Origin of the sequence: Williamsia limnetica, assembly GCF_003217475.1 — a bacterium.
In the GTDB taxonomy this organism is placed as follows: Bacteria; Actinomycetota; Actinomycetes; order Mycobacteriales; family Mycobacteriaceae; genus Williamsia; species Williamsia limnetica.
Window position 1 is genome coordinate 138,418 of record NZ_QJSP01000001.1, and the last position, 18,698, is coordinate 157,115.

The window sequence follows — 18,698 nt, forward strand, 5'->3', positions numbered from 1 at the left end:
CTGCGGACCGCACCGAGTCAGAGCACACTGGAGAAATGGCGATCATCAACAAAGGGTTCGGCGCCCGGCGCCGGCAGCACGACGACCGGATCCCGCCGGGGCAGTACCTCACCAATGACTTTCCCGTTTTGTCGGCCGGGCCGACCCCGTCGATATCACTGTCGGAGTGGACGTTAGGAATCGAAGTTCCCGGCAGACAGGCCCGCCGCTGGACGTGGGACGAGTTCATGGCACTGCCTCAAGAAGACATCACCGTCGACATCCACTGCGTGACAGCCTGGTCGAAACTCGGCACGAGCTGGCGTGGGGTCTCACTCGACGTGCTGCTCGGAGAAGACGTCGATCCTGACGGGTTCGTGATGGCGCATTCCTACGGCGGGTACACCACGAACGTGCCCCTCGAGGACGTACTCGACGGCAAAGCGTGGATCGCGCACACCTTCGATGGTGAGCCACTCGATCCCGAGCACGGTGGACCGGCCCGCCTGCTGATCCCGCACCTGTATTTCTGGAAGTCGGCGAAGTGGGTGGAGCATCTGAAGGTGATGGACTCGGATGTGCCAGGCTTCTGGGAGACCAACGGATATCACAATCACGGCGATCCCTGGAAAGAGGAACGATATTGGTGAACGGGTGGCGGCCGGCGACGGTCGTCGCGGCCTCGATGGAGACACCGACGGCGCGGACTCTGCAACTGCACGTGCCCGAACGTGGCAGGGTGCTTCCGGGCCAGCACATCGACATCCGCCTGACCGCCGAGGACGGCTATCAAGCGGTCAGGTCGTATTCGGTGGCCGCTGCATCGGGTGACGACCTTCTCGAGACGACCATCGAGGAGCTCGCCGACGGTGAGGTGTCACCGTACTTGATCAATGATCTCGAGGTCGGTGATCGAGTCGAGATCCGCGGACCCATCGGCCGGTGGTTCACCTGGCACGCAACGGATCCGGCTCCGGTGCAACTGATCGCGGGTGGCTCCGGTGTGGTGCCCCTGATGTCGATGATCCGGGCCCGCGAGACCGCTCGATCGCAGATTCCGTTCCGTCTGCTCTATTCGCTGCGAACTCCCGAATCCCGTTACTACGGCGCCGAACTGGACAGTCTCGCAGGCGCACAGCGGTTGGGGGTCGACTACTTCTACACGCGGCAGGCACCACCTGGGTCGGCCAGACCCGCCGGCAGACCCGATGTCGGGGAGTTCGCCGCACGGGTGATCCCGGCGGATCGCACCCCCGAGATCAGGGTCTGTGGACCCACAGCGTTCGTCGAGCAATACGCGCAGTGGCTGCTCGATCTCGGGTACCCGGCCGCGACCATTCGGACGGAGAGGTTCGGGGGATGACGCTGCACGACACGTCCTGGCGCGCTTTTGCCTCTGACAACTACGCGGGAGTGTTACCGGAGGTGCTCGCGGCACTGGGCGAAGCCAACGGAGGTCACCAGTCGTCGTACGGCGACGACGTGTACACCGACGCCCTGCGGGCGGTGATCCGCCGCGAGTTCGGCGCACGCGCCCAGATCTTCCCGGTGTTCAACGGCACCGCCGCCAACGTCGTCTCCCTGACCTCCATGATGCCGCGCTGGGGTGCGGCCATCGTGGCGGAGTCGGCGCATGTCCAGAACGACGAGGGCGGCGCACCGGAACGGGTGAGCGGCTTGAAGCTGATGACCGTTTCGGCCCCTGGCGGCAAGCTCACCCCGGAGTCCATCGCGACGCAGGCCTGGGGGTGGGGCGATGTACAGCGCGCGCAGCCGCTTGCGGTCAGCATCACCCAGGCCACCGAACTCGGCACGGTGTACACGGCGGATGAGATCAAGGCGATCTGCGATTTCGCGCATGCCCACGAGATGACCGTGCACATCGATGGCGCCCGGCTGTGGAATGCTGCCGCAGCGCTTGACATGTCGTTCGGCGAGTTCACGTCTGCTGTCGGCGTGGATGTGGTGAGTCTGGGCGGCACCAAAGCCGGGGCATTGGGGGCAGAAGCGGTGGTCATCCTCAATCCGGAGCTGGCGGAAGGTATGGCGTACCTGCGAAAGCTCAGTATGCAGCTGGCGAGCAAGATGAGGTTCATCTCGGCGCAGCTCCTGGCATTGTTCTCCGATGGTGCCGGTATTTCCGCTGCGGCGCACGCCAATTCGATGGCGTCGCGTCTGCGCACTCAGCTCGAGGGCACCCCGGGCCTGTCGTTCACCCAACCGACCGACGCGAATGCGGTGTTCGCGATTCTCGATCCTGCCGTGGCCGACAGAATCCGCGAAACCTGGAAGTTCTACAACTGGGACGACTTCACCGGTGAGGTGCGGTGGATGTGTTCTTTCGACACCACCGAGTCCGACGTCGACGAGTTCGCGTCGACCATCCGATGTGAACTCACGGCAGAATCCGGGTCGAAGACGTAGATCGCCAACTCACTGCTTGTCGGGGTCACCGCCGAGCTGGTGACGCAGCGTTTCGCCGACGTCAGGCATCCGGAACCGGTGGCCCAGATCAGACAATCGTTCGGGGACCACGTGCTGATTGGCCAGTGCGAGTTCTCGTGCACCCTGTGATCCGAGGATGAGCTGGGGGCCCACCGAGGGAACAGGCAAGACGGCCGGGCGATGGACGGCCGAGGCCAACGCCGCGGTGTACTCGGAGTTGCGCACCGCATTCGGCGCGACAGCGTTGATCGGGCCGACCACCCGTTCGTCGACGATGGCGCGGTAGTAGATGTCGATCAGATCGTCGATCCCGATCCAGGACAGCCACTGCTCTCCATCGCCGAGTCGGCCGCCCAGACCCAGTGTGAACAGCGGGCGCATCAGGCGAAGCGTGCCTCCGGCCGCGGCCTGGACGATACCCGTGCGCACGTGCACCACGCGGCCACCCGGCGCCGCAGCAGCTGCCGCTTCCCAGTCCACGACGACGTCGGCCAGGAATCCGTCACCCCGCGAGGAACTCTCGTGGAGGACCTCGTCACCGCGGTCATATCCGTAGAATCCGATGGCCGAGGCACTGATGAATGCCGGCGTGGGATCTGCCGCCGCCGCGATCCGCGCCAATGCCGCGGTCGGTTCGATTCTGCTCTCGCGGACGGCCTTCCTGTGTGCATCGTTGAAACGCCCGGCGATCGACTCGCCGGCCAGATGAACCACGGCATCTACCCCGTCGAACAGATCCGGAGCGGGGTTCTCGGGATCCCACCGACGTTCGTCTGGACCCCGGGGATCGCGCCGGACCAGCGCGATCACCCGATGACCACCGGTGGTCAGCAAAGCACTGAGCGGAGCTCCGACCAATCCCGACGATCCGGTGATGGCAACGGTCAGCGGGTCGCTCCGCAAGGATTTCGCCCAGGCGTGGGTCGCGAGGTCGTCGGCGAGTTGGCGATGCCGATAGCGGAACATCGATCGCAGCAACGCTGCCGGCACGGGGGTGTTGACCGTGTCGGTGACGCGGGTCGAATCGGAGTCGACCTCGGAGAACCCGTGATGGTGGGTCCAGGTCATCATGGTCTTCAGCGGCCACGAGTCGAGTTTGTCCACGAACTGGTTCGGCGGGTGGAACCTGGAGGCCTGATGCTTGGCCTCCCACTTGAGGCCGCCCGGGAATGCCAGTATCGCCGTACCGTCTTCGAGTGAGTCTGCTTCCTGCACCAACGACGGCGGCCCCCACGGCGGTGCGAGGCGAGTGAACGCTCCGGGGCGACCGTGCCAGGCGAATACCTCGTCGATGGGAGCGGGGACGATGCTGGAATGCGTGATACCCATGAGCCCACGCTACGCAGGTCGGTGACACGGGTCGCGTTCACGGCCCGTAGAGCTCAGGTCCAGTACGGATCGCGACCGAGTAGCCCCAGGATGCGGTCTTGGCGTGGTGCGTCTGCCGATACCTCGACGACGGGTCCGAACACCACGATTCCGGGCCCGAAGGCCCCTGGTTGGCGCATGATGTCCGGGATCTGTTGCGCCCCTTGCCACTGATCCTCGAGTTCATCCGGGTCGATCGAATAGTCGAGACCCAGCGCTCGGGCCAGATCCCAGGTGTGGATCACCAGGTCGGCGCTCGCCACCGTATCGACATGGGCAGCGAACGTCGACGGTCCCATCGGGGTCTGCACGGCGAGACCTACGACGGCCGGGTCGCGGAGTGCGCGCTCGATGTCGGCTCGGGCGCTGTTGAACGCACCCAGTGGATCCTCCGAGGCAGCGGGAGCAGGCGTCAACCCGGTGGGCGTGGAAGCGAACATGGCAGCGTGCATGTCCACAGCGTGCTGCACGACATCTGCAGCATTCCAGTCGGCGCAGGGGGAGGGGGCCGACCAGCGGCCGGGCGCGGCACCGGAGATGACGTCGGCAAAGCGCCCTGCACGACGTGAATACCTGGCGAGGACTTCCTGATCGTCAGCCATCGACTCAAACTCCCATCATGTCTTGGGCGAGCGTAGGCCGCCGCTCAGCGGATCCGGACGAGAACGACGAATCGGTGCACGTATGTGTTGTCATATCGTCGCTCGACCATCGCGCGGAGAACCAGACCATACTGGACATCAGACCATCACGGAGGGCGGGAAGCGGCATGAACAATGTCGATCACTTCGGACCGGCGCCTACTGCGCCCAGGGGCGAGCTTCGGCCCGGCCGCGGTGGGGTGCGAGTGACCAGGGTGGCTGTGCCGCCGAGCGATCTGCTTCGGCACGTCTGGTGTGCGCAGTGGGATCTCGACACTCCCGCCCTGCAGCCAGTGCTCGAACACCCCGGCGGGAACGTCGTGGTCGAACCCGATCGCGCGGCGCTCTATTGCGTCAGCCAAGGGACGTCAGAACGCAAACTCGAGGCGACCGGGTGGGCAGCGGGTGTACTGCTGCGCCCGGCAGCGATCACCATCATGACCGGGCGCTCCATGGCGAGGGGTTCGTCCAGGGGGCCTGCGCTACCTATCGGAGAACCGCTGCCCATCCCTGGCGATGACGGCATGAGCCGACGGATCAGGGCGGTCATGACAGCACCCGAGGTCACGGGTCGCGAATTCGACATTGTCGCGAACCTCTACGACCAGTGGGCGCAGCAGTGGTCGGTCGACGACGAAGGGTTGCTGATCAACAAGATCATCGATGCAGTCGAGGACGAGAACGGTCCTCGGCGGGTGGCAGACCTCGCGGCCATGGTCAACATGTCGACAAGGGCCCTTCAACGCCTGACGATTCACCGCACAGGTCTGAGCCCGAAGTGGCTGATCCAACGCCGCCGGCTGCAAGACGCCGCGATGGCGTTACGTCACGGCCACACGGCCATCGCCGATGTGGCCGCGCAGTTGGGGTACGCCGATCAGGCTCACCTCGCCCGGGAGTTCAAGGCCGTCATCGGACAGTCACCGACGGATTATGTCGCCGCAGTGAGGTTCGTGGACAACTGACCGATGGTCAGACCCGGCGACCGACCCTCGAGAGCCCCCTGATTGCCCACGACCTCGTGAATCGGAAAACATCTGTAGTCGGACGTTTTGGGCGCTCTGTTCCCTATGCTCGTGCAGGAGGCGGGACCAGGCCGTCTGCGCGCGCGAGGAACAGGGAGTTACGCCATGTCGGAACAGGTGGACGTGATCGTCGTCGGTGGGGGACTCGCAGGGTTGGTGGCCGCCCACGAGTTGGTCAAAGCGGGGCGGAGAGTGGCCATTGTCGACCAGGAGAACGAGCAGAACCTCGGCGGTCAGGCGTTCTGGTCTCTCGGAGGGCTGTTTCTCGTCGACACGCCGGAGCAGCGCAGACTCGGAATCAAGGATTCGGTGGAGTTGGCACGACAGGATTGGTTTTCCTCCGCCGGATTCGATCGCGACCGCGAGGATCACTGGCCTCGCCAGTGGGCGCAGGCCTATGTCGACTTCGCGGCCGGCGAGAAGCGGTCGTATCTGCACGACCTGGGTCTGAAGGTGATGGCCACCGTCGGGTGGGCCGAACGCGGAGCCGGAGCTGCAGGTGGTCACGGGAACTCCGTACCCCGCTTCCACATCACGTGGGGGACCGGACCAGAGGTGGTCCGGGTGTTCCGCGAACCTGTGCTGGAGGGCGCCAGCAGAGGTTTGGTGACCTTCCACTACCGCCATCAGGTCGACGACATCATCGTCGAGAACGGCGCCGCGGTGGGCGTGCGTGGCACGGTGCTGGTCCCGTCCACGCAGCGGCGCGGCGCGGAATCGACGCGTGAGGCGGCCGGCGAGTTCGAGATGAGGGCGCAGGCCGTGGTCGTCACGGCCGGCGGTATCGGTGGAAATCTCGAGCTGATCAAGAAGAACTGGCCCACCGAGCGTCTCGGTCCGGCACCGGCACACATGATCAGCGGGGTGCCCGCACACGTCGACGGGCGAATGCTGGGGATCACCGAAAGTGCAGGCGGCAACATAGTGAACCGGGATCGGATGTGGCACTACACAGAAGGGATCAAGAACTGGGATCCGATCTGGCCGAACCACGCCATCCGCATCATTCCCGGACCATCGTCGCTGTGGCTGGATGCGACCGGCAAAAGGCTTCCGGTACCGAACTTCCCGGGATTCGACTCGCTCGGAACGCTCGGGACCATCACCAGGGGTGGCCACGACTTCACGTGGTTCATCCTCACGCAGGCGATCATCGAGAAGGAGTTCGCGCTCTCTGGGTCCGAGCAGAACCCCGACTTCACCGGCAAGGACGTCAAACTGCTCCTGCAGCGCGTGAAAAAGGGCGCCACCGGGCCTGTGGAGGCCTTCAAGTCGAATGGTGTCGACTTCGTCGTGCGTGACAACCTGCGAGACCTCGTCGCAGGGATGAACGAGATCACGACGGGCCCCGCACTCGACTTCGAACAGATCGAGGCCGAGGTGGTGGCCCGCGATCGGCAACTGGAGAACAAGTACACCAAGGACATGCAGATCATGGCGATCCGCAATGCCCGAAGTTATCTGAGTGACAAGATCATCCGCGTGGCAAAACCGCACCGCCTGCAAGATCCGAAGTACGGCCCGATGATCGCGGTCAGGCTGCACCTGGTGACGAGGAAGACGCTGGGTGGTCTCGAGACCAACCTCGACTCGCAGGTGATCCGCCCTGACGGCAGCGCATTCGACGGCCTGTACGCAGCAGGTGAGATCGCCGGCTTCGGAGGAGGCGGAGTGCACGGGTACAACGCGCTCGAGGGGACATTTCTCGGCGGCTGCATCTTCTCGGGCCGCGCTGCCGGCCGGGCACTCGCCCGCGACCTCGGGTGACTGCAGACCGAGTCAGTGGGCAGGCGCAGGAGCTTTGGCCTCGGCTTCGTGCGCAGCCTCGGCGGCAACGGCTTCAGCGTGTGCTCGAGGTCGGGCCTCACGGATGCGTACGTCTATCTGGTAGGAGATGATGGCGAGCGCGAAGAGTCCGACGGTGAGGTTGAGGAGTGCGCCGAATCCCTCGGTCGCGAAGTCGACGAGGGCGTTGAGCATCGCAAACGTCAGGGCTCCATACCGCAGCAATTGCAGCGGCCAGATCCTGGCGGTGCGGTTGCGCGCGATCATCGCAGGTAGTGAGAATGCCAGCGTGATCGCGGCGCTGGCTATCAGGATATAAGCTGCCACACCCGCTCCTGCCAGTTCTACCTGGAGTCCGTTGTCCGCGTAGTACGGGTTGTCGAGCCAGATGCCTACGACACCCGACACGAGAGCGGCGAAAGAGATGACGACGAGGGACCAGCCGACGATCGGTAACCAGCGTGGGCTACGAAAGAATGAGGGGATCAGCCGAGGGGCCCACTGCTGGAGGGCGTACAACCGCGCCGACGCTGACGGAGCGCCGATCAGAAGGTCCCGAACATGCTGAGCGGTATCAGGATCGGCACCCTTTTCCTCCGCACGCTCGACCAGCCGCAGACCCAGTTCACGTCGATGTGGTTGTAGCCCGCGCGCGACCCCGTCCGCAGCCATCGCGGCTGCTGTCGCGAGCTCTTCGTGGGCGCTCAGCGGCCGAACTTCGCGCATGATCCGGCCCAGGATCAGAACGACCACCACGAGTACGTACATGATCTCGGCGGAGGGTCCGTAGAAGTAGTCGTTGTCTTTGGTGACGAACTTGCCTACCTCGTCGAGAAAGAGCCCAAAGCCGATGCCGCCGAACACAACACAGAACAGTCGAGCGCCGTACCCGAGCATCCACCAACTCACCAGCAGCGCCAGCATCATGAGCGCGCCGCCGTACAGGGCATGCGCGATGTGCAGGGTGCCGCCACCCACCTGCGGGTAGTCGGTCGCCCACAGGTAGCCCCTGGTGACGAGAATCGTGGCGATCGCAATGATCATGAAGGCTTCTGCCGAACTGGTACCGATCGCGTTGCGGGTGAACGGCCCGAGTCGGTGCGGCCGTGTGCCGGACGGTGTCACATCACTCCTTGACGCAGGCAGAGCTGTTGCCCCACGGTGAATGAAGTGTACTGGGATCGTCATGTCGGATGATCGCTTCGGGCCGACATCGGCGCAACGACGGAACACCGAACCGGGGAAGGAGATCGTCATGGGCAGCCGGTTCGACGCGAACTTCTGGGACGAACGATATGGCAGCACCGACCGGGTGTGGAGCGGAAAGCCTACGGCGCTGCTCCAGTCGGAGGTGGGAGCCTTGACCGCAGGCGATGCGGTAGAACTGGGTTGCGGCGAAGGTGCCGACGCCGTCTGGCTGGCGCGCCAGGGCTGGCAGGTGGATGCGGTGGACTTCTCCGCGGTCGCGTTGTCGCGGGTCGCCGAGTTCGCCTCGCACGCCGGTCCGGAGGTCGCAGCCCGCATCAGGACCATCGAGGCCGACCTCTTCGATTGGGAGCCGCGCGAGCATCACTACGATCTCGTGTGCGCTCAATACCTGCACGTTCCCTCGGAACTACGCTCTCGCCTGGTCCGCAGGGCCTCGGCAGCAGTGCGGCCGGGCGGGCACCTGTTGTGGATCGGTCACGACCGGTCAGATCTGCAGACGGGTGTCGCCAGGCCCGGGCACCCTGACCTCTACTTCACCGCCGAAGAGATCCTTGCGTGTGTCGACTCCACCGACTGGTCTGTGCAGACCAACCGGGTGATCGCTCGCGACGGCGTCGACAGGGCGGGTGCGCCCGCGACCGTCCACGATGTCGTTGTCCGTCTGAATTGTCATGCGACGAGGCCGGGCCCGGTCGATGGCGGCGAGCTTTCGCCGGAAAACCGGTGAGCTGCACGGTTGCCCTATACGCTCGGCAAATGAGAAAAATCGTGAGTGCTGTCGCGGCGGTTGCCGCAGTGTCTGCCGGATTGATGTTTCCGGCGACCGCGCAGGCCACCCCCGGTGAGGGCATCAGCGGAGTGACGTTGCTGGACATCGAGATCCCTGCCGAGTTGCTGCCGTTCGTCCCTGACGGGGCTCACGTGGTCGCGAAGCAGATCACGATTGCCCCGGGTGGCACCACGGGCTGGCATTACCACGATGGTCCGGTGCTGGGCATCGTGCAGGCCGGGACGCTGACGCATCCGGGGTCGGACTGCAAGCCGGTCGTCTACGACACCGGGGCATTCATCAACGAACCCAGCGGGAAGTCGAACACGCATGTCGGGCGCAACCTCGACAAGAAGGTCCCGGTGATCCTGGACGTCGTGTATCTCGAACCGATCGGCGCGCCGCTCTTCGAGGACGTCACGCCGGCACCGGCGTGCGACAAGACGTAGAGGTTCGGCCGGAAACTCGTTTCGCCACCTTGAGCCTGGAGGCTCGGCCGACCCCCTACCATCGGTGTGGTGCAGATCGCTGAGAAAGTCGCCGTAGTCACCGGAGGGGGAGCCGGTATCGGCGCCGCCCTCGCCCATGCGCTGGCAGAGGCCGGCGCCGCCGTACTGGTCGCCGACCTCGATGAGCAATCGGCGATCTCGGTGGCCGCAGAGATCACGGCGCGCGGATCCGCGAAAGCAATATCGCTCGGCGGGGACGTCTCGGATCCTGCTGTGCTGGAGCAGATCATCAGCCTTGCCGAAGCCGAACTCGGTCCGGTCGACATCTTCTTCGCAAACGCCGGAACCACCGCCGGCCTCGGACTCGACACCCCGGATTCGCAGTGGGACGTGGCTCTGGGTGTCAATGTACTGGCCCACGTGCGTGCCGCTCGACTGCTGGTTCCCAAGTGGATAGAGCGCGGGGGCGGATATTTCGTGTCGACCGCGTCCGCAGCAGGTCTGCTCACCCAGATCGGGTCCGCAACCTACTCGGTCTCCAAGCACGCGGCGGTCGGATTCGCGGAGTGGTTGTCGGTCACCTACGGAGATCAAGGGGTCGCCGTCAGTTGCCTGTGCCCGATGGGCGTCGAGACCAAGCTCCTGCGCTCGGGCTTCGAGACGGATCAACCCGGTGCCTCCGTGGCCGCGAGTGCAGTCACCGGCGCCGGGGCAGTATTGAGCCCGGAGCAGGTCGCGACCGCCGTCCTCGCCGCGATGGCAGAAGAGAAGTTCCTGATTCTGCCGCACCCGGAGGTGCTCGACTTCTACCGTAACAAGGGGTCGGACTACGACCGCTGGATAGGCGGCATGCGCCGCTACCAGCGACACTTGATGTCGGACTCGTGATCTTTCGCTCCACAATTCAACGAAAGCTGGTTACCTTCAATGGATTTCGCCTTCTCGCCGCGCTGCTTGGAGTTTCAGGATCGTCTGGTCGGGTTCATGGATGCTCACGTCTACCCGGCCGAGGCCACCTACGCCCAGCAGATGGCGGAATCGGGTGACCCACATTTTGATCCACCGATCATCGAGGAACTCAAAGCGGAAGCGAAGTCCAGGGGTCTGTGGAATCTCTTCCATCCCAACCCGCAGTACGGCGCAGGCCTGACGAACTCCGAGTACGCGCCGCTGGCCGAGATCATGGGCCGCAGCGCGGGTTTGGCCCCGGAAGCCACCAATTGCTCGGCACCGGACACCGGCAACATGGAGGTGTTCTCCCTGTTCGGCACCGACGAGCACAAGGAGCGCTACCTGCAGCCCCTGCTCGACGGCACCATCCGATCGGCGTTCGCGATGACCGAACCGGACGTGGCCAGTTCCGACGCGACGAACATCCAGATGTCGATGGTCCGCGACGGTGATGACTGGGTGCTGAACGGCCGGAAGTGGTGGACTTCGGGGGCGTTGCACCCCAACTGCAAGGTTCTCATCGTCATGGGCAAGACCGATCCGGATGCCGCGGCGCACGCGCAGCAGTCGATGATGGTCGTTCCGATCGATGCCCCCGGCGTGCAGTTGGTCCGAAATCTACCCGTCTTCGGTTACCAGGATCGCGAAGGGCACGCCGAGGTGGTATTCGAGAATGTGCGTGTACCGGACGCCGACGTCCTTGCCGGCGCGGGGTCCGGTTTCATGATCGGGCAGGCCCGGCTCGGCCCTGGACGCATCCATCACTGCATGCGCGCGATCGGAATGGCAGAGCGCGCACTCGAATTGCTGTGTGAGCGTGCGTCCTCGCGCGTTGCGTTCGGCAAGCCGCTCGCCGCGCAGGCGAACATCGCGGATTGGGTCGCCGAGGCGCGTATCGAGATCGAGATGACCCGGTTGCTCACCCTCAAGGCGGCGTGGCTGATGGACACGGTCGGGAACAAGCAGGCACGCACGGAGATCGCCGCGATCAAGGTCGCTGCTCCCAACATGGCGCTGAAGATCGTCGACCGTGCCATCCAGGTGCACGGCGGTGGCGGCGTCTCGGACGACTTCCCGCTCGCCAGCATGTACGCGCACCTTCGCACACTGCGGCTGGCGGACGGCCCCGACGAGGTACACAAACGCACCATCGCGCGGCAAGAACTCGGGCGATACCGCAAAACCGGGAAATCGGCATGAACGCCCCGGTCGGGATCGACACCGAGGCGGTCACCAACTGGATCGTCGGCCTGGGATTGTCTGCCCAGCCGCCATTGTCGTTCCAGCGCATCGGAAATGGTCAATCGAACCTGACGTTCCTGGTCTCCGACCCCGGTGGCAACAAGTGGGTGTTGCGTAGACCGCCGCTGGGCGCGTTGCTCGCGTCCGCGCACGACGTACTGCGCGAGCATCGCATCATGTCTGCACTCCGGAACACACCTGTCCCGGTGCCGGACATGATCGCCACCACCGATGACCCCGACATCACCGATGCCCCTTTGGTTTTGATGAGCTACATCGACGGCGCGGTCATCGATGACCGTGCCGTCGCCGAAACACTGACCGAAGATCATAGGCGCCGCATCGGGCTGTCGCTGCCGAAAGCTCTCGGAACCATTCATGCGATCGATCTCGAGTCCGTCGGGCTGGGCGACCTGGCGAGCCACAAACCGTACGCCGCCAGGCTGCTGAAACGGTGGACAGGCCAGTGGGAGAAGTCGAAAACCCGTGACGTCGAGGCGGTCACGCGGGTCGCTCAGGCACTCGCAGACCATGCTCCCGAGCAGAAAGAACTGACCCTTGTGCACGGGGATTACCACCTGAGCAACGTGATCACATCAACCTCTGACGGCGACGTGATCGGGGTCGTGGACTGGGAGCTGTGCACTCTTGGCGACCCACTGGCCGACCTGGGAAATCTGTTGGCATTCTGGCCGGAATCCACCGACCCGGTTGCGGCCTTGTCGACGGTTCCGACGTTGCCCGGATTCCCATCCAGGGCGCAGGTGATCGACGCATATGCGGTCGCAACAGGACGCGACGTGAGTGCGGCGGGGTACTGGCACACCATGGGCCTGTGGCGGCTGACGATCATCGCCGAAGGCATCCTGCGGCGATTGCTGAACGACCCGCGTAACGCCTCACGAGACGGCGGTCCCACCGCCGCGTTGATCGACAATCTCTCCGAGCGCACGTTGCAGGTCGGATCCGAAGCGGGCCTCCTGTAGGGCGGTCTTTCCGAGCGCACGCTGCAGGTCGGTTCCGAAGCGGGCCTCCTGTAAGTCAGGACCTCACACAGGCCGCGGGATCTGCGCCATGCGTCCCTGTCCGAGCCACTCGGGCACTCTCGTACGAACACCTCGACCGGCGGTGATCTGCACATCACCGCCGCGTAAGGCGACGGCCCAACTGACGTCTCCGCGCCAGATGGCGGTCAGCTCGCGAAGGCTCGAGGTCACCGTCGCGGCGACGTCGAAGCCCGGGTCGTAGTCGCAGATGTCGGCGTCACCATCGGAGACCACCAGCCACCACCTCGACACCGCAGACTCGACTCCGCGGAGCTCAAAGGTGACGACCGTCCGCGAGCGTGGCCATTGCTCGATGTCGAGGTTGCGACGCATATCCCACATCAGTAGATGGGGATCGAGGTCGTCATCGCCCAATCCACCGATCCACCGCACGCCCCAGGCGTTCAGCGCCTCGACGACCGTCGAGAGTTCGCGTCCGCTGTCGGTCAGCTCGTAGCGGGTACGCCCGCCGTCCACCTGTCGGTCGATCACACCGGCCCGTTCGAGTGTCCGGAGGCGTTTCGACAGCAGTGCCGGTGACATTTTGGGAACACCGCGCCGCAACTCGTTGAAATGGCAACTGCCGGCGAGTAACTCGCGCACCACCAACAGAGTCCAACGCTCGTCGAGCACTTCCATGGCCTTGGCGACAGGGCAGAACTGACCGTATCCGGACATAGCGACTCCTAGGATCCTCACCCAGTACACACCCCCACGGGGTGTAGGACCAGTACAGATGCGAAAGCGACGACAGTACAGATCCAGCACTGTTTCTCATGCGTCCGAACGCGGATGCTTGAAACAGGGTCGGCCGCCCGGCCACCGCTGAGGGTAGGAGAACGCTCATGACGAACAAGACTGCGGATCTGGCCAGCGATCTGAAGGTCCGGCATCGCGCCATGTGGGCTTCGGGTGACTACCCTGCGGTGGCAACACAGGTGATAGCAGGGCTGGGACCGACACTGGTCGAGGCAGTCGGGGTGCGTGCCGGCGAGGTCGTCCTCGACATCGCGGCGGGAAGCGGAAACGCATCGATACCGGCAGCCAAGAAGGGTGCGGAGGTGGTGGCATCCGACCTCACCCCGGAATTGTTCGACGTGGGACGCCAACTCGCCGCAGAAGAGCGTGTCGAACTCAGCTGGCGAGAAGCCGATGCCGAATCTCTACCTTTCGCAGACAGCAGCTTCGACGTCGTCATGTCGTGCGTGGGAGTGATGTTTGCGCCGCATCATCAGGAGTCGGCCGACGAGCTGATCCGCGTATGCCGACCCGGCGGGCGCATCGGGCTGATCAACTGGACGCCGACAGGTTTCATCGGTCGCATGTTCGCCACGATGAAACCGTACGCGCCCGCCCCTCCGCCCGGAGCGCAGCCGCCACCGTTATGGGGCAACGAGGAGCATCTGGGCACCCTGTTCGCCGACCGGATCAGTGAGTTGTCCACCACGCGCCAGACCCTCGAGGTCGACCGCTTCGAGTCCGGCGAGGAATTCAGAGACTTCTTCAAAGCCACCTACGGGCCGACTATCGCCGTGTACCGAAACATCAGCGGTGATGCCGAGGCGACCGGGTCACTCGATCAGGCGCTGGCAGCTCTGGCCGATGACGCCCTCTCCGACGGGGTCATGAAGTGGGAGTACCTCATGGTCACCGGTGTCGTCCGGTAGCCGGTCACGGCCGCACGTCACTCGTCGAGTTCTGTTGCGCTCTTACCCGACGCATCGGTGATGATGTCGATGACCTGGCGATAGACAGGCTTGGTCGAGGTCACGATCGAACCGTGATCCTCACCGTCGAGCAAGATGACCTTGCCGGTGCCGTTCTGCTTCTCGACCGCATCGACGTATCGCTGTGACAGCGACGGCAACACCACCGTGTCCGCCGTTCCGTGCACGGCGATGACCGGTGTGCCGGGGTCGATGTTCTGAATCGGATCGACGGACGTGTAGCGGTCCGGCACCTGCGACGGCGTCCCTCCGAGTGCGGTGACGATGCGATCGTCGCCGTTCTTGACCGCCTGCACCATGTCGAGGGGGCCTGCAAGCGAGATGACCTTGGTGGGCCGGAACTTCGGGTTGCTCCCGACTTCGTCGGAGTCCAGTTTGTGCCGCGTGCCGCCCCACACGGCGAGTTGTGCGCCGGCGCTGTGGCCGACGACGAGTGCGTCGGTGGTCTCGAGTTGGGGAAACTTCTTGTCGATCGCGACGACGTTGTCTAGCGCCTGCGAGACGTCCTCGAATGTGGTCGGCCACCCGCCTCCGGAACCCACACGCCGGTATTCGATGTTGTAGACCGCCATGCCCTTGGCGGCGAGATCTCGCGCGAAGGGGTCGAACAAGTTGGCGCCGAGCTGCGCTTGCCAAGCGCCGCCGTGGATCAACACCACCAGCGGAATCGAATCGACGTTCTGTTGCCCCGCGGGGAGATAGAGATCGCCCCAGTTCTGTTCAGGGTCTGTCCCGTCGAGGGTCGGGTAATCGATGCGCTGCACCGTGACCTCGGACAGCGAGGTCACCTTCGCGTCGTCCTGCACGGACGCCGAGGTGGTCACCTCCGACGAGGCCCCGCCCTCGTCCGTGCAACTCGCGAGAAGGAGGACACCGACGGCGGCGAGAATTGTGAACACGTGGGTATTGCGTTGTCGCATCTGTCTCTTTCAGAAGTCGTGAGTTGTCGTGCCGTGGTCTGCGGCCGACGGTGTCTAACTGTTGGCGTCGACCGCCACGGCGGGCATGTCTTCCCAGACACCGAGGATCTGCGGATCCTGCATCTCCATCCAGGCGATCACATCCTGGTAGGTCGCACAGATGGTTTCTGGTTTCACGCAGACCTCGCTCATGAAGTCGGCGGTGGCCGGGTTGAACGCATTGCCACTCCAGTCGTTGAAGTGGTTGGCGATGACCAGCGGCGCCCGGTTGCCCTCGTATGCGCGCCGGAACATGTAGTCGTAGGACTCCTTTACGATCTTTCTGATCTCGGGAGCCTTACTCGGGGTGTCCTTCGCTTCGTTGAAGGTGTACCAGTAGTTGTAGTCCAGCGCGGTTTGGCGATGCTGAAGCGGTGGCGACCAGGTGTAGGGGACCGGGAACTCCCAGATGCTGCCGACTTTCGTCGGCCAGTAGATGCCGGGTTGGCGTGCCGCCTTGGACGAATCCCACGTCATGTCGTGGTCTCCCAACGCAGGGAACAACTCGCCCATGCCGCCCTCCAAGCAGGGCGTACGGCCTCCCTTGACGACATCCGGACCGAACGCAAGGTCTGGGGCATCAGGAAGGTTGTTGATGGTCTTCCAGTCGGTCATCAACCGGAAGAACTGGTCGAGTTCATGATTCCACTCGGCCGTGCTCCAGTCCTTTCCCGGATTCTTCGTCCCGGCGCAGAAGTGGCCGACGTAGTGGGTGCCCATCTCGTGGCCGTCGTACCAGGTGCGGTTGAGGTACTCGACCTGCTCGACGACCTCAGCCTTCGAGCCGCCGAACGCCAGAGAGGATTCGCCGGGGTTGTAACCGGGGCCCTGGTATTCCTTCTTGTGGTCGTCGGCGAGGAAGTACAACCCGGTCATCAAGGCGGTGAAACGAGCGTCGGCGTCCTTGGCTGTCTCCAGGAACAGATCCCAGTTCTCGGAGACTCCGACACCATCGAAGGAGAACAGGACGAATTGAGGTGGCTTTTCTCCGGAGGCCAGCGCCTTCAACGGAACATTGCTCGCGGTCCGCTGAGGGCCGGAATCATCCTTCTTGTCCGGCGGGGGATCCGAGGTCTCGATGGTCTGGTTGGCCTGGGTGATTCCCAAAAGAACTTCGGGCCTTTCGGCGCCGCAGGCGGCGAGCGTGGCCGCAGCCAGCGCCATCACCATCCCGCGCACCGCATTGCGCCGACGACGTCGGGATAGCAACTGTTTGACCCTTTCGGCAGCCAGGCCGGGCCAAACGCCGCCCTGTGCTCGCCGAAAGCTTAACAAACGAAAGCGAAATCCGGCGGCAGTGACATGGGGTTTCGTGCGGACTCGCGCAGTACGAAAACCGAAGGGAGAACGCCGGCGGCGCCAATGCCGACCATCAGGTCGGTGTTGGCGCCGCCGTGGACTTGTTCAGTCGCGTGAGCGTGTTCCGTCGGTCTGATCGAACATCTTCCAGTTTCCGTCCGAGTTCACTTCCATCCGGTAACCGAGTTCTCCGGAGGGAACCTCTTTCTCGGCGAACCAGTGGTATGCATCCTCGGCATTGTTGAAGTCTTTGGTGTCGATAACTTCTTCATCGGGATTGAGTACTCGATACTGAGTCATCACGGCCTTTCGTTCATCTCCCCGAGAGCGGTGCGCCTCGGAGTCTGCCCAGGGGTACCCGGCACCCGGGCGCGTTACACATCGGGCCGGAGGTATCGCCCGCTGACATCGATGACGGTCTCGGTGAGCCGGTCCAGGTCGGTGACGACCGCGTCGGCGATCGTCGGATCATCGCTTTCGCCGAGGCGGTTGACCCACACCCGTGGAATACCGAGCGCTGCTGCCGGAACCATGTCGTGGAAATAGCTTTGCGCGACGTGTACCCAGTTCCCGGGTCGGGCGTCGAAGGTGTCGGCGAACCGCCGGAAGTGCCGGTGATCGGGTTTGTAGGCGCCCACGTCCTCGGCTGTGACGATTGCATCCACCGGTGACTGCAGTCGGCGCTGGGCCGCGCCGATGATGTCGCGATCACAGTTGGTCAGTAGAGCCACGCGCCATCCGGCGTCTCGGAGTCGCTGTAGTTCTGCCGCGGTGTCATCGAATGCCGGCCAATAGGGGATCGACGCCGCCAGTACGTCCGCGTCGTCGGGGAGTAGGGTCAGTCCGGCGTCATTCGCAGTGCGCCGCAATGATTCGGTGAGAACCTCGCGGTATCGCAACGCCGGTGTCTCGGCTTGAACGGCAGGTTCGTGCCGGTTGAACGTCTCGAGCAACTCCTGGCCGCGTCCGGGAAAGATCAGGTCGATCCCGGTGGCGATCCCGTGTCGCCAGTCGATCAGGGTTCCGTAACAATCAAAGGTGGCCCAACGGATTTCGGTCACGGTTCATTCTCCTCTGTCGGTGTTGACCCTACCGCCGGAGATTGTCGGGTGCCGCGCGTCAGACGACGACCCAGCGAGGTCGAAGGCGGCCACTGGACCTGAGGGATGGCTCTCACCAGCGGGTAGCAGGCCAATCCGATCAGCAGCGAGCTGAGGTGGCCGATACCGGTGAAGGTCAGGTTCGACGCCAGCGGCGCAGCGAACAGGCCGAGCATCCCGGCAAGGTAGACCCATCGCCACGGTCGCGCGATGTGGTAGGTCAGCACACCGACGATCCCGGCCAGGAAGTAGCTGACCCCGATGTCTCGGACGTTGACCAGTGACTCCGACGCCCGGTCGTGCTCGATGGCCCAATACAGCACACCCTCGCTGACAAACGTGGCGCACACGTGGGCGATCAAGCCGACGGTGAGCCACAGTCGAGTACCCAGCCAACGTTCGGCAGGGACGTGGAAGATGCAGTACAGCAACAGGTACGGCAGCCAATAGTATCCATCGAGCCAGAAGAGGCTGGTGATCAGGACATGTACCGGATCGTCTCCGAGGTGGCGAATGTTCGTCGACTGCGCGCCCAGGATCATCTGCAGACGTTCGGGTGTCACCGAATGCTGGATGATGGTGGTCACCAGCAATATCGTCAGCCAGACGAACGTCCCCGGCGCGGTCCGTACGTAGATCGACAACCTCGAGTCCCAGAGGCGGCTACCGACGTGCCGTTCGCTCACGCAGGGCCCGGTCGCTCG

At 64.1% G+C, this 18,698-nt stretch carries 20 protein-coding genes; 11 read left to right on the forward strand and 9 right to left on the reverse strand.

Going from position 1 to position 18,698, the window contains the following annotated elements; translation table 11 throughout:
• Positions 1-35: 35 nt before the first annotated feature.
• From DFR67_RS00630 to DFR67_RS00640, 3 genes are read left to right on the forward strand one after another with little or no spacing between them, the layout of a single operon-like run.
• Positions 36-629: a sulfite oxidase-like oxidoreductase gene (locus DFR67_RS00630; protein ID WP_110467503.1), complete on the forward strand. Its 594-nt coding sequence runs from the start codon at positions 36-38 to the stop codon at positions 627-629.
• Positions 626-1,342, forward strand: a complete 717-nt coding sequence (locus tag DFR67_RS00635; protein ID WP_425451224.1) for an FAD-binding oxidoreductase — start codon at positions 626-628, stop codon at positions 1,340-1,342. Before DFR67_RS00630 ends, DFR67_RS00635 begins: the two co-directional genes overlap by 4 nt.
• Positions 1,339-2,403 carry a threonine aldolase family protein gene (locus DFR67_RS00640; protein ID WP_110467504.1) on the forward strand — a complete coding sequence of 355 codons (1,065 nt, stop codon included), beginning with the start codon at positions 1,339-1,341 and terminating at the stop codon, positions 2,401-2,403. The genes DFR67_RS00635 and DFR67_RS00640 overlap by 4 nt, the downstream gene beginning before the upstream one ends.
• 9 nt (positions 2,404-2,412) lie before the next feature.
• Here the strand turns inward: DFR67_RS00640 and DFR67_RS00645 are convergent, their stop codons facing one another.
• Positions 2,413-3,753, reverse strand: coding sequence for a TIGR01777 family oxidoreductase (locus DFR67_RS00645; RefSeq protein ID WP_110467505.1), 1,341 nt, complete (start codon positions 3,751-3,753; stop codon positions 2,413-2,415).
• A 53-nt stretch (positions 3,754-3,806) separates the two neighbouring features.
• Positions 3,807-4,394, reverse strand: a complete 588-nt coding sequence (locus DFR67_RS00650) for a TIGR03086 family metal-binding protein (RefSeq protein ID WP_110467506.1) — start codon at positions 4,392-4,394, stop codon at positions 3,807-3,809.
• 167 nt (positions 4,395-4,561) lie between these two features.
• Between DFR67_RS00650 and DFR67_RS00655 the strand changes: the two genes are divergently transcribed.
• Positions 4,562-5,398 carry a helix-turn-helix domain-containing protein gene (locus DFR67_RS00655; protein ID WP_158539865.1) on the forward strand — a complete coding sequence of 279 codons (837 nt, stop codon included), beginning with the start codon at positions 4,562-4,564 and terminating at the stop codon, positions 5,396-5,398.
• 165 nt (positions 5,399-5,563) lie between these two features.
• Positions 5,564-7,225: an FAD-binding dehydrogenase gene (locus tag DFR67_RS00660; protein WP_110467508.1), complete on the forward strand. Its 1,662-nt coding sequence runs from the start codon at positions 5,564-5,566 to the stop codon at positions 7,223-7,225.
• A gap of 12 nt (positions 7,226-7,237) precedes the next feature.
• Here the strand turns inward: DFR67_RS00660 and DFR67_RS00665 are convergent, their stop codons facing one another.
• Positions 7,238-8,287 carry a hypothetical protein gene (locus DFR67_RS00665; RefSeq protein ID WP_245937671.1) on the reverse strand — a complete coding sequence of 350 codons (1,050 nt, stop codon included), beginning with the start codon at positions 8,285-8,287 and terminating at the stop codon, positions 7,238-7,240.
• A 142-nt stretch (positions 8,288-8,429) separates the two neighbouring features.
• Here DFR67_RS00665 and DFR67_RS00670 point away from each other — a divergent pair, with 142 nt between their 5' ends.
• From DFR67_RS00670 to DFR67_RS00690, 5 genes are all read left to right on the forward strand, one after another.
• Entirely contained in the window at positions 8,430-9,179 is a 750-nt protein-coding gene (locus tag DFR67_RS00670) for a class I SAM-dependent methyltransferase (RefSeq protein WP_245937635.1), read from the forward strand.
• Positions 9,180-9,208: 29 nt separating this feature from the next.
• A complete protein-coding gene (locus DFR67_RS00675; protein ID WP_110467509.1) occupies positions 9,209-9,670 on the forward strand; it encodes a cupin domain-containing protein in 462 nt (153 codons plus the stop codon).
• A gap of 69 nt (positions 9,671-9,739) precedes the next feature.
• A complete protein-coding gene (locus DFR67_RS00680; RefSeq protein ID WP_110467849.1) occupies positions 9,740-10,558 on the forward strand; it encodes an SDR family NAD(P)-dependent oxidoreductase in 819 nt (272 codons plus the stop codon).
• 39 nt (positions 10,559-10,597) lie between these two features.
• Positions 10,598-11,821 (forward strand): acyl-CoA dehydrogenase family protein, encoded by a 1,224-nt coding sequence (locus tag DFR67_RS00685; RefSeq protein WP_110467510.1) that lies wholly within the window; start codon positions 10,598-10,600, stop codon positions 11,819-11,821.
• Complete coding sequence (locus DFR67_RS00690; RefSeq protein ID WP_110467511.1) at positions 11,818-12,849, forward strand: phosphotransferase family protein; 1,032 nt, start codon at positions 11,818-11,820, stop codon at positions 12,847-12,849. Before DFR67_RS00685 ends, DFR67_RS00690 begins: the two co-directional genes overlap by 4 nt.
• A 63-nt stretch (positions 12,850-12,912) precedes the next feature.
• On the opposite strand, the gene DFR67_RS00695 is transcribed toward DFR67_RS00690, so the two are convergent.
• Positions 12,913-13,587 (reverse strand): winged helix-turn-helix transcriptional regulator, encoded by a 675-nt coding sequence (locus tag DFR67_RS00695; protein WP_110467512.1) that lies wholly within the window; start codon positions 13,585-13,587, stop codon positions 12,913-12,915.
• A gap of 167 nt (positions 13,588-13,754) precedes the next feature.
• Between DFR67_RS00695 and DFR67_RS00700 the strand changes: the two genes are divergently transcribed.
• Positions 13,755-14,576 (forward strand): class I SAM-dependent methyltransferase, encoded by an 822-nt coding sequence (locus tag DFR67_RS00700; protein ID WP_110467513.1) that lies wholly within the window; start codon positions 13,755-13,757, stop codon positions 14,574-14,576.
• 17 nt (positions 14,577-14,593) lie between these two features.
• Here the strand turns inward: DFR67_RS00700 and DFR67_RS00705 are convergent, their stop codons facing one another.
• The 5 genes from DFR67_RS00705 to DFR67_RS00725 form a co-directional block, all read right to left on the reverse strand.
• Complete coding sequence (locus tag DFR67_RS00705) at positions 14,594-15,556, reverse strand: alpha/beta hydrolase family protein (RefSeq protein WP_110467514.1); 963 nt, start codon at positions 15,554-15,556, stop codon at positions 14,594-14,596.
• Positions 15,557-15,610: 54 nt separating this feature from the next.
• The gene (locus DFR67_RS00710; protein WP_110467515.1) at positions 15,611-16,765 is read right to left on the reverse strand and encodes a polysaccharide deacetylase family protein; all 1,155 of its coding nucleotides are present in this window, start codon (positions 16,763-16,765) and stop codon (positions 15,611-15,613) included.
• Between the two features lie 234 nt (positions 16,766-16,999).
• The gene (locus DFR67_RS00715; RefSeq protein WP_084838203.1) at positions 17,000-17,194 is read right to left on the reverse strand and encodes a hypothetical protein; all 195 of its coding nucleotides are present in this window, start codon (positions 17,192-17,194) and stop codon (positions 17,000-17,002) included.
• Positions 17,195-17,268: 74 nt separating this feature from the next.
• Complete coding sequence (locus tag DFR67_RS00720; RefSeq protein ID WP_110467516.1) at positions 17,269-17,955, reverse strand: HAD family hydrolase; 687 nt, start codon at positions 17,953-17,955, stop codon at positions 17,269-17,271.
• On the reverse strand, positions 17,952-18,680 hold the full coding sequence (locus tag DFR67_RS00725) for a rhomboid-like protein (RefSeq protein ID WP_211324908.1): 729 nt from the start codon (positions 18,678-18,680) through the stop codon (positions 17,952-17,954). The genes DFR67_RS00720 and DFR67_RS00725 overlap by 4 nt, the downstream gene beginning before the upstream one ends.
• Positions 18,681-18,698: the final 18 nt, after the last annotated feature.